Raw genomic sequence first — 13,535 nt, 5'->3', positions numbered from 1 at the left:
GGAGATCGGTCTCGTTTGGCTGAAGCCATGGCAAAAATCGATCCTAGGACCGTCGCCAGTCTTTTAAGGGAATACGCGCAACGGGCGTCTATGCGCGGCGACAATCCCTATCGCACAAAGGCATACTTGCGCGCGGCAGACAGTCTGATGGCGCTGTCGCAGCCGCTTGATCGGATCATCGCCGCCGGCGCCCTCACCAAGATCCCGGGGATCGGTGACGCGATCGCAGACATCGTGACCAAGCTTTACCAAACCGGCACGCACCCAAGCCTTGAGAAGCTGCGCGAGGATGTTCCAGCGGGCGTGATGGAGCTGTTTGCCATACCCGGGCTTCGTCCCGATAAGATACTGAAGCTTCATCAGGCGCTCGGCGTGAACTCGCTGGCGGAGCTCGAGGCCGCAGCGAGAGAAGACCGCATCCGTCCAGTCAAAGGCCTCGGCGCCGCGCTTCAGACAAAGCTGCTGCAGAACCTGGCCATCGTGCGAAGCGGCGAAACGCAACTTCACCTGCACAAGGCCGCCGCTCTTCTCCACCATGCGGTCATATCGGTAAAGCAACAGCATCCAGAGTTTTCGCGCGTGGAAATTGCAGGTGACTTCCGACGCGGTTGCGAGCTCGTTTCCGACTTCGCCCTGGTAGCGCAGGCCAGAAAGTCGACTGGAATCGAGGATATGGCCCTCAGGCTTGTTGTCACGGACAGGAAGCACTTTGGCGCGAGCCTGCTCGAGGCAACCGGTTCGGCAGACCACCTTGAGCAACTGAAGACGTTCGCGGCCGACAAGGGATTCACCCTAAACGCCGACGGGCTTCATCGCGGGAGAAAGCTGATCGCGTCAGCGACAGAAGAAGAAATCTACCAAGCTCTAGACTTGCAGTTTATCGAGCCTGAATTGCGCGAAGGCAGGGACGAGATTGAGCGAGCGGCAAAGCAGAAGCTACCAACCCTCGTCCGGGATGAAGATCTGCATGGCATCCTGCATTCCCACACGACCGCATCCGATGGCACCGAAACGCTTGAGGCAATGGCTGAAGCCACGCGTAGGCGCGGTTTCGAATACTATGGTGTCGCCGATCATTCGCAGTCCGCTCACTACGCAGGCGGCCTTTCGTTGCAGGAGATTGCTGAACAGCACCGCGAAGCTGACCGGCTGAACAAGGCATACAATGGAAAATTTCGCATACTGAAGGGCATCGAGGCGGACATCCTGGCTGATGGCTCGCTCGATTACCCGAATCATATTTTGGAGCACTTTGATTTCGTCGTCGCGAGCGTGCACAGCCGCTTCAAGTTGCCCAAGAAGGAACAGACGGAGCGTATCATTGAGGCGATCGGAAACCCTCGGACGACAATTATCGGGCACATGACCGGTCGCCAGCTGTTGCGCCGGCCCGGTTATGATCTCGACGTCGACAAAGTCCTCAAAGCGTGTGCGAAACACGGCGTCGCTGTCGAAATCAACGCACATCCGTGGCGACTCGACCTCGACTGGCGCTGGCATCAAAAGGCACTCGATCAGGGCTGCATCTTCAGCATCAATCCGGACGCTCATTCGATCCGCGAGCTCGACCACATGCATTGGGGTGTCGAGATGGCGCGCAAGGGCGGTGTCCCTGCGAAGCGGGTCCTGAACGCGATGCGTTTGACGGCCCTCCTTGCGCATCTCGCACGGCGCAGGCAAACGTCCTAACCTGCTTGTGCGCCCGGCCTATCAGCGCAGGAGTCCGTCATTCTCAAAATCTTCCCAGCCGCGCAAACTGGAGTGCGCGTTCTCATCGGGGCCGTAGCCAGCTGAAGCTGCAGTTCCGCGACCGCTTCTTTGAGCGCGTTTCATAGCGGCCTTCCCTGCGGCTCGCCGCCTATTCTCTGCAGCTGTCGCTGCGTCCTGTTCGCGCCAGACCGTAACCAGGTCGCGGTCAAGCACATCCTCCACGTGCTGCGGGTCGAACACGTGAAAGGTGATGTTCCTTGCCCGCCCGCGGAGTTTCACCGTTTTCCTCCCGGCGCTCTGCAAGCGACCATCTTTCAGCCAGCGGTGCCGTTCGGCCGTCGAGATCGTCAGAATGTCCTCGATTTCACGGGGGATTACGGGCAGGTCTTCGATATTCTGCAGTGCTTTGGATACGATCCCGAATACCACCTGCACATCATTCTCGGCGCCCCCAGACAGGCGCAGGGTAAGCACGCGGGACTCGATATTGAGCAATTTCCTGAACTCCGTTGGAAGGCGGGCGCGTATTTCGAGAAAAATACCCCTCGCTCTGACGGACGATCCAAACGTTGCAGCCGGGGTTAAAGGCCACTCTCCAATCAGCTTCGCTGTTGCATTGGTTTTTCGGCGCGTGGACATGCCCCTTTATATAGGTCACCGATTGTCGGCAGCGATGAGCCGATCGCAAAGCCAACAGAGTTCTAATCCGCCAGCGGTCTGAACCACGATGCCCAAAGGCGCAACCACGATTGTTAGCGGGGCCGCTGATTGTCGTCCCCTTGCGCTTACCGACATTGTGCTTCACCCGTTCCGGGCCTCCTTCTTAAGCGCAGTAACTTTGAAACAAATCCTGCCGGCAGGCGTTCCAGCATGGCGGGCGGCGTTGCCGGAGGACCCAATGCCCGACGAATACAATGACATCGTCATCCCCCAAGACCACGATGCATCGCCACTTCGGGAGGAGGAGTATTTCGTCCTCTGCCCGGCGTGCGGCCAGGCGTTCGACATCAGGTGTATGGCAGAGGCGCTTCATCACAACGAGCTAGGCCACGAGCCATACGACCTCGACTCGTAGTCGGCAGTGATCGACGACCGTCGATGAGTGTTTGGAGATGTCCCTTCACGGCCTCTGTGCGAGCCGGGTCGAGACCAACACCGAGGGTAAGCTCTCGCTCATCTGGCCGGTCGCGTTGCCGACCGATCGGCCTAGAACGAATCCCTGTCGCTAGGGCGGACCTTCGCCGGCACGCTATGTCTTGACAGATACCTTGCGGGCTTTCAGCAACGACTTGATGCCGTTGCGGTCGTTGTCGATGCGGCCGCGGCCGTGACCAACCGAAAGCTTCGACAACGCATGCACCGCATGCGACAGGTTGTTGTTCATCCAGGGCGACGGCGCCTACTCCACCGCAACCATGTCACCCAGTTCTGTCACGACGCTCCGAAGCAGACCTGTTGCCGGCATCGGGTGCCGGGACCAACATGTGATCTCCATAATGCGTAAAAGCCGGAGGCCCATCGCCGGCAACAAGGCGCTCATTGCAGAGAAAGGTTACGATCGATCGGACGCCGCGTTGCCTTCACGCGAAATGTTGCTGGGCGCCTCCTTCGACAGCGCGCACGTGCGACACGTCCTGGCCGGGCGCGCCGCCAGTTGCCGAGAGCGACGATCGCGAATGCGCGAGCGGCTGGACGGCAGGTGAAGCGGGGTCGCGATAGGCCCACATCGGACTTGCTTCACCAGTAGTCCGAAGCCGCCAGCGACGCACTAGGCTGGATTCGTGCCCTAGCCGTCGAACTCCGCTTATCCGTTCGTCCGCCCCGTATCCGGCTGGACAGCGCCGCACCCTTGGGCTGTTCAAAGTGCGCTTGCATCTTCCGTACGCGGACAAGCGCGGCCGTTGTATCGCCGTAGTGTCAACCCGCTGAAGTCCGGCGGTGCTTTCTCAGCCGAGTGATCGCCGACTTGTCGACCGTGATCACCCCGCCGCAGTCAATCCGCACAGTGAGTTTGTTTGCTCCGCGATCGATGCGGGTGACGTCCCCAACAAGAACCACTCGGTCTCCGGCCCGGACTTTGGGTGGCGGATCAATCGTATAAGGATGGTCATACGAAGGAATGCTCACCCTGGCGCGCCCGCTGGGGAGAATCGCGATGACGGTACCTGCCAGCGCAACCTCGTCGCCGACCTCAAATTCGCGAGGCATGTTAACGTGCAGCATGGTCTTCCTCCCGATGCTTTCCTATTTGATGCTTTGCTAATGCCCGGCCAACCAGGTTGGTTGCTTGCAATCGGCTTCGTACGGTTCCGCACAATTCCAAGCTGGGGTATGCACTCCCAGTTGGCCTCGGATCGGCATTGTGTGCGTCGAATTCTGCAGAAATGGCTTTACATTCAGCGATGACCTTGGCGCGCCCAGCCCCGTGTTAGCGGAGCGGCGGACTTCCTCTCGGTCCGGCGATGGCCACAAACGAGGAGCGTGGAGCGGACATCGATATTTCGCCTTCAGGTACGTCGTTCCGGTAAATTCGAAGAACGCCGACGCCGGAAGCAGGTATCGAGCGCGCTTTAATGCGACGGCAACGCCTACAAGCAATTTTCGCTGTGTTTCTCTTTGGCGGCAACGATCGATGGGCACCCTCGATCGTTGTCGTCCGCCAGCTCCTATTCAGTTCCAAGCCGCGGAAGCTCTCCCGTCGACATCGGAGCCGGTGAACGAGCCTCGCGCCGAGCCCGACTTCACGACCACTACGTTCCCACCCGATCACCGCTTGGCGCTGTCGCTGTCCGCTTCGGCCCGCGCAAGGAACTGCTCGGTCGTGGAGGGAAGACGGGTTTTCAGCCAATCCGCCATCGCGACTTCCTCTCGCAGATTCTCTTCGCAAGCCCGAAGAACCTCGGTTTCGCCGAGCGATCGAGCAGCGGCAATCAGGATCGTGTAGGAGGCTATTTCCATGTGCTCGAACGTGTAGCTCGCGAGCGATCCTTTCATCACCTCGTCTCCAGCGAAGACGCCGCTCAGCGATTGCGCCATCGCCGTCAGCTTGCCGCCAGCGTCCTTCATCGTGGATGAACCCTCATCCATCTGGTCGAGACAAATTTTCAGCCGAGCAGCCTGCTGCTTGGTCTCGTCGAGGTGCTGTCGGATTCGGTCGCTCAGCTCGGGATAATTCTCGATGCGACCCAACTGCCCGTTCAACATCGTTTCGGCCTGCTCTTCCATGGCATGAGCATCTCTAAGCCATTGGACAAACCATTCGCGGCTTTCTGACATTTCGAATCTCCTTTGCGATTTAAGGAAAAACTTTCAGAAGAAGACATAGTTCCGGAATAGAGTCCGTCGAAACAGCCTTGATTGTCCCAGAGGATCAGCGTTGTGGCGGGTCTCAATTCACCTCGCGAAAATCCTGCAGCGATGCGTGGAAGGCAAGGATCGCGGAAGACCGGCGCAAGGAGAATGGCCCGTGGACGCCGAGACGAGCCGATCAACGGGCTCGCCGCTGCGCCGCCGCTCCATTACAAAGTCCAACTGGCGCTGGCCCGCTTTCCCGGTATCCGACGCGGGACATATTGAAGCTGCCCCGCATACCGCGACCGCTGCCTGTCGTTCCGGGCAAGTGAGAACGGCAGCAGATGAAGCTACGGGCGGTCAGCGAAGCTGAAGTGGATTCTCGATGAGGCGCTGATCGCGGCCGCTGGCGCTCCGTGCCTCACCGCACCACCACAGTCATAGGAACGCGACGGCCTCTCTGCTCGTTGATTGCTTTTCGAATCGAGCCGCCGTCATGCCCTCCACATCAATACGCAAAACGGAATACGATCCCGACAGAAGAATCCTCTCGGTCTGGTTCGTGGCCAGCGGCAAACGGTACGAGTTTGAGGACGTGCCGCCGGAAACCTTTGCCGCGTTCCGGGCCGCGTTCGCCAAGGGGCGCTACTTCAACGACCATATCCGCAACAATTTCCGCTACCATCTGGTTGCGAGCGATAGCGACTCGGCATGACCTGACCTGCCGGTGGCTCAATCGTCCTGTCGCTCCAACCGGCGGTTGGTGGACGCCTTGCCGCTGTTGCGCTCGGGGTCGCTTACTGTCGACGCTCGCTTGGCAAGCCCAACCCCCGCATCCGCCCGCTTGGCGCAAAGCGTTTGATCGGTCCGCCGTTCTGGCAGTGCCGCGGGAGTTTTTTGCGGTCCGGATGGAACACCGGCGCGCGGAGAAGGTTCGGTGCACGCAGTACATCCTCCGTACGATATTGCTGCAAGATCGGCTGACTCCGATGCGGCCCGCGTCTCCTCAATCCAGAGACGCGGGCTCTTGGCCAATGTCTGTGGATCAGCGCGCCCTCAGGTCTGTTCACGCTAGAGGCGATCACGTAGCTTCGGTCGCTTTGTCAGCGCTTTACAAATCAGTGGAACCAAGCTGTCGCGCGCTCGCTTGTGGAGTGCGCCGGCTGGCCGCCGTGCAGGGAAGTCATCAACGCTCATCCAATCGACCGGATCTGAATCGGCCTCTAGCAGACTAAACTCGATGTCCAGATGCATACAAATGCAGTTCGTCACGCACGAAGACGACTCTCCACGATCCTCTGATGTCGTTGGTAATGCTGTAGGCGAGGACGGTCATGGCGATCACTCCCCACCTCGAGCGTGCCTGTCTCAAAGGGAAATTACATCGCAAGAAGTTGGTATTGACGTCACCCTTTTTCTCCGAATCCAAGGTCGCTGGCGCGCTGAAGGGTTCAAGGTCGTTCTGCCGCCGGAGCTCAACTGCTGGACTATTGCTCGACCGGAAGCGGCTCGTGCTGCGGCTCAGCGTGGTGGAACACCTGTCCAAGATCGCGCGCGTCGAACGTTTGGCCGCAGACTGGGCAGTAGACAAAGTGCTTTGACTCGTCCTCTACCCGCCCGTCATGCGCCCTGCCCTCATAACCTGTCGCGATGTTGTCGGTTCTAATCCGGGGCATCGACAAGTGCCTTTCGTCGTTTTGGCGGCCGAGACTTCTCCACCAACCGGACCTTGTCACCGTCGACCGTGACCAGCGGCCCGAGGTCGATCGTCACGGTGTCCTCGTCGATGCGGGTGACCTCGCCTTTTAGGTCGATTGGCTGGCGTTCAATGGCATACTAGCCTCACACCTTAGGACCTTTCAGGAGACTGAACCTGCCAGCCATTGCAGGAGGAGCAGCTGCGGGATCGGAAACGTTTTGTCAGCAGACAATAGGGTCACGTTGCAAAGCATCTCTCCAAACACTGCGCCGGTGCTATGGTGTGCCCGCACTCATCAGACGGCAAGGATATGAGGCATGCTCGCAGTCACCCGCCGTACACTTCTTGCGTTCACCGCCGTTGCGTCTGTCGTTGAACCGACGTTTGCTGAAGGCGAAGGTATCTCGCGCGAACTGCAGGCGCTGATCGCAAGCCATGAAACCGCCTATGCCGCGCTCCACAGGGTTGTTCATCGAGCGGGCAGCAACTGGCACGACCGCAAGATGGCAGACGGAATTGAAGAGCAAGCCTTGCTGGCCATCTGTTCCTATCCTGCGACCAGCCGAGGCGACCGCCGGGTCAAGGCCGAGTACCTGTTGACTGTTGAGGCACGAGGCGAACTCGACTTGAAAGAGCACATGCAGGCCATCCTGCGCTCAACGATGCGGGGCTGATCGATCGCAGTACCCGCGGGGGAACCAGACCGCGCGTTGCCGGAGCGCGACGCGGCCTCGGAGTAATGTGACGACGCAGACATTCTGTTTGGGTTACCGCGCAGAAAAGGAACCCCGAAGATGCTTCAATTCCCCGCGAAGGCCGCCTCATCGGCTGGTAGCGAGCCCCCATAGTTGACTGCGGTATGCGCCGCGTCAATTGAATCAGGCATTGCTGAACTGCCATCACAACGCCAGGCTGGACACGGGAATTATTCAAATTGGTGGAAATTCCCGGAAGCGGCTCATTTTCGACAATCGCCAACACCTCATCGGCTGACCGCGCCAATCGGAGTCGCTCCCGAACATGAGCTACTCGAAGCAGCCGGCATCTTTGTGAAAGGGCAGGGAGGAAGGCGGAAGTAGCAGAGCGCCGCCAGAGTACAGTCTAAATGAGATCGACTGGTTGTCGTAGGGCCCGTCGAAGTCAACGGGCTGGGCCAGGCGCGTCAAAGACACGACTGGCGAAGAGATCGTGCCAAGCAGAGCGTGAGGGATCGCGACGCTACGACCGATGCCGTCGAGCCGAGACACTCGCGGTCGAAGAGACCACGGAGAATCATCTGCTCATCAAGCCCAGTTCTCCGCGCAATCCTGATCGCGATTTTTGTCAAGGCTGATTGCTTTCCTTTACTCGCAAGGTCAAGGGAAATGTCTTTTTCTGACAAGATGGGGCAGATCATCAGAGTTAACCTCAATGTGGATCCCAAACGCGATCGCAAATGGGCGTGCAGCCGCACTGCTTAGGCAGCGCAGAATTCACCGTCGGATAAGTGGTCCTGGCTGTCCCGGACGCGAAGCCAGGGCCTTCTCGCGTCCGGGCTAATAGCCCGGTTTGAGGCGTTTCGGCTCTCGCGGGAGAAGGCAGTATTCGGGCTTCAAGTGGGGCGCCTCTGCAGTCTTAGCGAGGCCGGCATGATCTCACATCAGGTCTTCAACCATCCGCGCAACTTTCCCCAGACCTGCGCTGGTCCCTCTTGTTCTAAGGAGTCCCTGTTCAGCCGCGGCCGCCTTGAAGGCCTCGAATGCAGCTTGCTGGCTGCAATGCCCGGCCAGGGATTCCTCGACCATTCGGATCGCGTTGAGCCGCCCCGGCTTTCCCATTCTAGGCCATGGTTGCTGAAGCACCTTCATTGCGTCGGCTATGGACGCGACCACCGTTAGGTTGCCATTGAGGCAGATTGTAATTGGACAGAAGGCCCGCATTCTTGTCGCTCTCCACGATTGAACGCGGCTAAACGCGAAGACAAGGGCAGTGGTTGCATGAATATGGATTACCGCGAATTCAAAGAATCGCTGGCCGATGCCATTGAGGCTGAGCTGGCTCTCCTTGGGCCTGGCACTTTGCCTCGCCGGACCATCCTCTCGTCGAACAACAGGACCCGGCCGGCAAAAAACATCTGCGCACCGTCCGACGCCGCGCACTTTCTTTCGAGCTCGTCACGCCGCTTGCCCGACGGCTTCTCAAGCACACCGATGCCACCTTCCTTCGGCAGCTCACCGGCGATGGTCTGGCTCCGGTACGGCTTTGCGGTGGTGCGCGGCTGGCGGCAACTTGCTCGCCAGCCGAGTTGAGTTCAGGCGGTGGTCGGGGGAGACTGGCCAGCCACACGCTGGTGATTCCAACCTGTGCCGATGTGCCAATCAGCAACCTTCGTCGGTCTTTTTCACCTGGCCTGGCGCGGCGGTGTTGGCTGTCGTGTCCTGCTGACCAGGCGCCGCCTGCTGAGCGCTGCCAGTCTGCTGGCCGGGCGCGCAGTCTCTGGCCGAGTTCGGATTTGTGGTGCCGCTGGTGGTGGTCGTGTCGGTGCCCTGATCGCCGGACATGTTGGTCCCGCTGCCCGTCGTGCCGGTGCCCTGATCCGTCGTACTGGGCATGGTTGTCGTGGTCGAGGTTCCGCTCGTCGAGGTTCCGCTCGAAGTTCCGCTGGTCGTCTGGGCAAAGGAAAGCCCGGCCGACACCGCCAGCACGGCCGAAGCCAAAAGGATGCGTTTCTCTTCTTTCTCCTGTCTGAATGCGCGGGATGCGCCTGGCAAATCGAACAGGCAGACAGAAGGAGTGTTCCCCGATGAAGTTCAACTTTTGTAACTCTGGTCGTAGGTCAGCCTTAGGATGGCGGGCGTATATTAGAAGCCTCTTGAAGAAGACGCTGTCCGCACCAGAATCCATGGCATGGCTCGGGGAATAGGCATTGGTGACCAGGTGTCGATTACTGCCACGGTTCGAAGGCGGATAACAGAGGACCGCGTAAGCGTCTCGATCCCAGGTTACGATTTCCCACATTCCATCATCGACCACATCAAGGTGAACCGAGGCCAGCAAATCGACCTGAAAGGCGAGGTCACGCGCATCGACGAGGACACCGTGACGATCGACCTCGGGCCATTGGTCACGGTCGACCGTGACAAGGTCCGGCTAATGGAGAAATATCGGCCGCCAAAACGAAAGGCACTTGTCGTTGCCCCGGATTAGAACCGACAACATCGCGACAGGCTATGAGGGCAGGCCGCATGACGGGCCGGTAGAGGACGAGTCGAAGCACTTTGTCTACTGCCCAGTCTGCGGCCAAACGTTCGACGCGCGCGATCTTGGACAGGTGTTCCACCACGCTGAGCCGCAGCACGAGCCGCTTCCGGTCGAGCAATAGTCCAGCTAGTTGAGCTCCGGCGGCAGACCGACGTTGAGACCCTTCAGCGCGCCACCGACGTACGTTGGATGAGAAAAGGGTGCTGCGTGCACCGCGCCTTCCCCGCGCGCCGATGTTCCACCTGGACCGCAAAAAGTCCCGCCGCACTGCCAGAACGGCGGGACCGATCAAGCGCCTTTGCACCAGGCAGGGACTTCGGGGGTGGGCTTTGCGAGGTGCGCGCGGACCGAAAGCGAACCTAGGGCAACAGCGGCAAGGCGTCCACCAACCGCCGGTTGGAGCGACAGGACGATTGAGCCACCGGCAGGTCAGGTCATCCCGGGTCGCTATCGCTCGCAACCAGACGGTAGCGGAAATTGTTGCGGATGTGGTCGTTGAAATAGCGGCCCTTGGCGAACGCGGCCCGGAACGCGGCAAAGGTTTCCGGCGGCACGTCCTCAAACTCGTACCGTTTGCCGCTGGCCAGGAACCAGACCGAGAGGGTCCTTCTATCCAGATCCTATTCCATCTTGCGGATCGAAGTAGATGGCATGAGCACCACAGGCCGAGGCCCGCGCCCCTGCGGGGAGCGCGGGCCGATCGGGATACCGATCTGCAGCAATACCTGGAGGGGGAGGATTCGCTGCGTGCACCGAACTTTCGCGGCGGTCCCGTGTTCCCAATCGAGATACACAAAAAGCGAGCTGCACCTTTCGGCATCACGCGGACGTTGGATTTCTGAGAAGCGCGAGCGTCAATATTAACTTCCGGTGATGGAATTTTCCCGTGAGATAGGCACGCTCCACGGCGAAAGGAGTGCCCCGCCATGACCGTCCTCGCCTACAACCTTGCCAATGAAATCAAAGGATCGTTGAGGGTCGTTTTCGTGCCGGACGAACTGCATCTGTATGTGGAATTCAGCGAGCCAGACGCCGACACAAACCCGTTGATTGGATGAGTGTTGATGATTTCGTTGCACGGCGGCCGAAAGGCGCACTCCACGAGCGAGCGCGCGACAGCTTGGTTTCGCTCATTTGCAAGGCGCTGACAGGGCGATGAGACAAGGGAAAACCCCGCGCCGAGATCGAGTGGGAGCGCCGCGGGTGGGCCTATTCGACGTTCCGAAGGCGCCGCGACAATGCCGCCGACGCGATAGCTAAAGCTCTTATCGGTGACGTGCGCGGGCTTGGCTTTGAAGCGTCAGCGGAGCGACATTTGCACCTTTCGCTCGGTCATCGCATTTTCGATGTCGATGTCGATGTCGATGTCGATGTCGCTGACGTTAAGCTTTCTCACGAACTCCGCGTACGACCAGGCTGGCGTTCGTCAATAGACCTCCTGCAAGCCGGGACCGGAACCAGGATCGACCTTGCCGCGACGCGGCCCGACGGCGAGCCCGATGTAGGGCAGCGTGGTCGCGGCTCGTCGGGCACAGGACATGTGTTGTTCATGGCGACCCTAACAATGCGGCTGGTCTCGAAGAAGCGGCTCATGACATTGCCGCTCAGGCGTCAGCCGCTTGGGAAGCCGCTGTTTGTTGGAAAACGATTACGCAATCAAGCGGCTCGCCGAAGTTAGAGTCCTTTGATCGATGGCTAATGGCGGAATAGCCAATAATCGTTTATCGCGCTCGGCAACGGGGAGTTTGACCGGCTGGGCTGGGTCTCGAAGAAGGTTCTCCAGTTCGGACAGTGCAAGATGCGGCGCTCCGTTCGAACGTTGCATGCTCCACGATAAGTCCATGAAGCTGAGCGGCATCGCCTGGCGATGCAACTCGGATCCCAATGGTCATGTGTCTGAACCTTTCGCCAACTCGAAGCCTTCATCGAGCCAACCCGTGACGCCGCCAGCCATGATCTTCACCGGGCGACCGAGCTCCGCAAGGCGAAGCGCCCCACGGGCGGCACCGTTGCAGTGAGGGCCGGCGCAGTAGGTGACGAATACGGTTTGGTCGGACCAGCGCTCGAGCTTTGAGCGGACAATCTTGCCATGGGGCAAGTTGATGGCCCCGTGGACATGACCTTGGGCGAACATCGAAGGGCTGCGGACATCGAGGAGGACGAAATCGGGTTCGCGCGACAGCGCATCATGAACATCCCAACAGTCCGTTTCGAAGGAAATTCGGCTGAGAAGTGTTCGCGTGCGATTTCGCTCGGAGCAGCGGGAACGGTTGTGACGGTGGAGGACAAGGTGATCTCCTTTTTGTTCTTGTTCGCTCTCCATGTGGCTGACTAGGATATCACCTTGCAATTGGCATGAATGACATACTACGGGTATATCATGCCAAACACGAACGGCCCCCTCGTTGTCGCGCTTCTCTACGATGGTCTTTGCACCTTGAGTTCGGCATAGTCGCCGAAGTCTTCGGTTTGGCGCGACCTGAAATGGGTGAAAGCTGGTACCGGTTCGCAAGCTGCGCCATCGAGGAAGGCCCCCTTCGTGCGAATGGTGGCTTGTTGCTGACGCCGGATCATGGCATCGGATTAATCGATGAGGGCGATATTATCGTCGTTCCAGGATGGAAAGGGGTCGACGAACCTGTACCTCAAACTCTCGTCCAGCGGTTGCGTCACGCCCATGACAGAGGGGCAAGATTGGCGTCGATCTGCTCGGGTGCATTCGTGCTGGCCGCTACGGGCCTTCTCGATGGCGGAACGGCGACGACGCATTGGCGCTACGCTGATGCACTGCGCAGCCAGTATCCAAAGTTGGCCGTGGACCATGCCTCGCTCTACCGCTCGCATGGCCGCGTGTTCACGTCCGCCGGGAGTGCCGCCGGCATTGACCTTCTGATCGAGATCGTTCGCCAGGACTTTGGAGCTGATGCGGCCAACTCCGTGGCTCGAAGGCTTATAATGCCGGCGCACCGTGCCGGTGGGCAGGCGCAATTCCTTGAACGACCTGTTCCGACACGGCGTGGGTCAGAAGTTGCGCCACTGCTGGACAAGATGAGGGCTGAACTCGGCGGCGCCTGAACGCTGGAGCGAATGGCATCGGAATGCCACATGAGCTTGCGGACCTTTATACGACGCTTCACCAAAGCGACGGGATCGCCTCCAGGCGAATGGCTGGATCCGAGCGCCTTGAGGAGGCGAAGCAGCTCCTGATTGGTCGCCACCACAGCATCGAAGAGATCGCCGCGGCCGTGGGCATGAGTTCAGCGGATACGCTGCGACATCACTTCCGCAAACGCACGGGTATCAGCCCAAAGGAATATCAAACGCAGTTCGGCCGTCCGACGCCAGTTCGATCATGATTTTGACGAATGCTCGGTCATCTATCTGTGTCCATCAACGTCCGGAAAGGGATCGCAGAACGAACCCGCTCGCACGGGAGGGCACGCGTTTCGCGGCTGGCGCATAGGAGACAAGTCGACCAAAAAGGTGGGAAGCGCAGCGAACCCCTCTATATCGATAGCCATGGATGCATCGAGCGACCACCCGCAAAACGACGAGCTTCTCTCGGACATCCAGCGCCTGTCCTTCGACTATTTTC

At 59.5% G+C, this 13,535-nt stretch carries 15 protein-coding genes and 3 pseudogenes; 10 read left to right on the top strand and 8 right to left on the bottom strand.

What is annotated here, in order from left to right:
• Positions 1 to 27 precede the first annotated feature (27 nt).
• Entirely contained in the window at positions 28 to 1,689 is a 1,662-nt protein-coding gene (locus tag NKI54_RS32895; protein ID WP_352693816.1) for a DNA polymerase/3'-5' exonuclease PolX, read from the top strand.
• A 21-nt stretch (positions 1,690 to 1,710) separates the two neighbouring features.
• Here the strand turns inward: NKI54_RS32895 and NKI54_RS32890 are convergent, their stop codons facing one another.
• Positions 1,711 to 2,349 (bottom strand): hypothetical protein, encoded by a 639-nt coding sequence (locus tag NKI54_RS32890; RefSeq protein WP_352693814.1) that lies wholly within the window; start codon positions 2,347 to 2,349, stop codon positions 1,711 to 1,713.
• Between the two features lie 259 nt (positions 2,350 to 2,608).
• On the opposite strand from NKI54_RS32890, the gene NKI54_RS32885 reads away from it, so the two are divergent.
• A complete protein-coding gene (locus NKI54_RS32885; RefSeq protein WP_352495879.1) occupies positions 2,609 to 2,785 on the top strand; it encodes a hypothetical protein in 177 nt (58 codons plus the stop codon).
• A 174-nt stretch (positions 2,786 to 2,959) separates the two neighbouring features.
• Here NKI54_RS32885 and NKI54_RS32880 read toward each other — a convergent pair whose 3' ends face one another.
• The 3 genes from NKI54_RS32880 to NKI54_RS32870 form a co-directional block, all read right to left on the bottom strand.
• A complete protein-coding gene (locus tag NKI54_RS32880; RefSeq protein ID WP_352450378.1) occupies positions 2,960 to 3,094 on the bottom strand; it encodes a hypothetical protein in 135 nt (44 codons plus the stop codon).
• Positions 3,095 to 3,627: 533 nt separating this feature from the next.
• A complete protein-coding gene (locus tag NKI54_RS32875; protein WP_352693812.1) occupies positions 3,628 to 3,933 on the bottom strand; it encodes a hypothetical protein in 306 nt (101 codons plus the stop codon).
• A 543-nt stretch (positions 3,934 to 4,476) separates the two neighbouring features.
• A complete protein-coding gene (locus NKI54_RS32870) occupies positions 4,477 to 4,986 on the bottom strand; it encodes a ferritin-like domain-containing protein (protein ID WP_352693810.1) in 510 nt (169 codons plus the stop codon).
• Positions 4,987 to 5,497: 511 nt separating this feature from the next.
• Between NKI54_RS32870 and NKI54_RS32865 the strand changes: the two genes are divergently transcribed.
• From NKI54_RS32865 to NKI54_RS32855, 3 genes are all read left to right on the top strand, one after another.
• Positions 5,498 to 5,716, top strand: a complete 219-nt coding sequence (locus NKI54_RS32865; RefSeq protein WP_352693808.1) for a KTSC domain-containing protein — start codon at positions 5,498 to 5,500, stop codon at positions 5,714 to 5,716.
• A gap of 619 nt (positions 5,717 to 6,335) precedes the next feature.
• Positions 6,336 to 6,602 carry a hypothetical protein gene (locus tag NKI54_RS32860; RefSeq protein ID WP_352693806.1) on the top strand — a complete coding sequence of 89 codons (267 nt, stop codon included), beginning with the start codon at positions 6,336 to 6,338 and terminating at the stop codon, positions 6,600 to 6,602.
• A gap of 415 nt (positions 6,603 to 7,017) precedes the next feature.
• The gene (locus tag NKI54_RS32855; RefSeq protein WP_352693805.1) at positions 7,018 to 7,374 is read left to right on the top strand and encodes a hypothetical protein; all 357 of its coding nucleotides are present in this window, start codon (positions 7,018 to 7,020) and stop codon (positions 7,372 to 7,374) included.
• Positions 7,375 to 8,334: 960 nt separating this feature from the next.
• Here the strand turns inward: NKI54_RS32855 and NKI54_RS32850 are convergent.
• Entirely contained in the window at positions 8,335 to 8,619 is a 285-nt protein-coding gene (locus NKI54_RS32850) for a DUF982 domain-containing protein (RefSeq protein ID WP_352693803.1), read from the bottom strand.
• A gap of 57 nt (positions 8,620 to 8,676) precedes the next feature.
• On the opposite strand from NKI54_RS32850, the gene NKI54_RS32845 reads away from it, so the two are divergent.
• Positions 8,677 to 8,988, top strand: a complete 312-nt coding sequence (locus tag NKI54_RS32845) for a hypothetical protein (protein WP_352693801.1) — start codon at positions 8,677 to 8,679, stop codon at positions 8,986 to 8,988.
• Positions 8,989 to 9,057: 69 nt separating this feature from the next.
• On the opposite strand, the gene NKI54_RS32840 is transcribed toward NKI54_RS32845, so the two are convergent.
• On the bottom strand, positions 9,058 to 9,396 hold the full coding sequence (locus NKI54_RS32840; protein ID WP_352693799.1) for a hypothetical protein: 339 nt from the start codon (positions 9,394 to 9,396) through the stop codon (positions 9,058 to 9,060).
• 190 nt (positions 9,397 to 9,586) lie between these two features.
• On the opposite strand from NKI54_RS32840, the gene NKI54_RS32835 reads away from it, so the two are divergent.
• Positions 9,587 to 9,886, top strand: a complete 300-nt coding sequence (locus tag NKI54_RS32835; RefSeq protein ID WP_352693797.1) for a KOW domain-containing RNA-binding protein — start codon at positions 9,587 to 9,589, stop codon at positions 9,884 to 9,886.
• Between the two features lie 488 nt (positions 9,887 to 10,374).
• On the opposite strand, the gene NKI54_RS32830 is transcribed toward NKI54_RS32835, so the two are convergent.
• Entirely contained in the window at positions 10,375 to 10,557 is a 183-nt protein-coding gene (locus NKI54_RS32830) for a KTSC domain-containing protein (protein WP_352693850.1), read from the bottom strand.
• Positions 10,558 to 10,866: 309 nt separating this feature from the next.
• Here NKI54_RS32830 and NKI54_RS32825 point away from each other — a divergent pair, with 309 nt between their 5' ends.
• Positions 10,867 to 10,998 (top strand): hypothetical protein, encoded by a 132-nt coding sequence (locus NKI54_RS32825; protein WP_352693795.1) that lies wholly within the window; start codon positions 10,867 to 10,869, stop codon positions 10,996 to 10,998.
• Positions 10,999 to 11,348: 350 nt separating this feature from the next.
• Positions 11,349 to 11,628 (top strand): annotated as a pseudogene (locus tag NKI54_RS32820) (aminoglycoside phosphotransferase); the annotation flags it as partial.
• Positions 11,629 to 11,828: 200 nt separating this feature from the next.
• Here the strand turns inward: NKI54_RS32820 and NKI54_RS32815 are convergent.
• Positions 11,829 to 12,229: pseudogene (locus NKI54_RS32815) on the bottom strand (rhodanese-like domain-containing protein).
• Positions 12,230 to 12,320: 91 nt separating this feature from the next.
• Here NKI54_RS32815 and ftrA point away from each other — a divergent pair.
• Positions 12,321 to 13,296 (top strand): annotated as a pseudogene (ftrA, locus tag NKI54_RS32810) (transcriptional regulator FtrA).
• Positions 13,297 to 13,535 lie beyond the last annotated feature (239 nt).

Source organism: Mesorhizobium sp. M0663 (assembly GCF_040320585.1).
Classification (GTDB): Bacteria; Pseudomonadota; Alphaproteobacteria; order Rhizobiales; family Rhizobiaceae; genus Mesorhizobium.
This window is presented reverse-complemented; position numbering and strand designations above follow the sequence as displayed.

Excerpts from the sequence above, each read along its gene's own strand:
- NKI54_RS32895 (WP_352693816.1), top strand. The coding sequence starts at position 28 with ATGGCAAAAATCGATCCTAGGACCGTCGCCAGTCTTTTAAGGGAATAC.
- NKI54_RS32890 (WP_352693814.1), bottom strand. The coding sequence starts at position 2,349 with ATGTCCACGCGCCGAAAAACCAATGCAACAGCGAAGCTGATTGGAGAG.
- NKI54_RS32885 (WP_352495879.1), top strand. The coding sequence starts at position 2,609 with ATGCCCGACGAATACAATGACATCGTCATCCCCCAAGACCACGATGCA.
- NKI54_RS32880 (WP_352450378.1), bottom strand. The coding sequence starts at position 3,094 with ATGAACAACAACCTGTCGCATGCGGTGCATGCGTTGTCGAAGCTTTCG.
- NKI54_RS32875 (WP_352693812.1), bottom strand. The coding sequence starts at position 3,933 with ATGCTGCACGTTAACATGCCTCGCGAATTTGAGGTCGGCGACGAGGTT.
- NKI54_RS32870 (WP_352693810.1), bottom strand. The coding sequence starts at position 4,986 with ATGTCAGAAAGCCGCGAATGGTTTGTCCAATGGCTTAGAGATGCTCAT.
- NKI54_RS32865 (WP_352693808.1), top strand. The coding sequence starts at position 5,498 with ATGCCCTCCACATCAATACGCAAAACGGAATACGATCCCGACAGAAGA.
- NKI54_RS32860 (WP_352693806.1), top strand. The coding sequence starts at position 6,336 with ATGGCGATCACTCCCCACCTCGAGCGTGCCTGTCTCAAAGGGAAATTA.
- NKI54_RS32855 (WP_352693805.1), top strand. The coding sequence starts at position 7,018 with ATGCTCGCAGTCACCCGCCGTACACTTCTTGCGTTCACCGCCGTTGCG.
- NKI54_RS32850 (WP_352693803.1), bottom strand. The coding sequence starts at position 8,619 with ATGCGGGCCTTCTGTCCAATTACAATCTGCCTCAATGGCAACCTAACG.
- NKI54_RS32845 (WP_352693801.1), top strand. The coding sequence starts at position 8,677 with ATGAATATGGATTACCGCGAATTCAAAGAATCGCTGGCCGATGCCATT.
- NKI54_RS32835 (WP_352693797.1), top strand. The coding sequence starts at position 9,587 with ATGGCTCGGGGAATAGGCATTGGTGACCAGGTGTCGATTACTGCCACG.
- NKI54_RS32825 (WP_352693795.1), top strand. The coding sequence starts at position 10,867 with ATGACCGTCCTCGCCTACAACCTTGCCAATGAAATCAAAGGATCGTTG.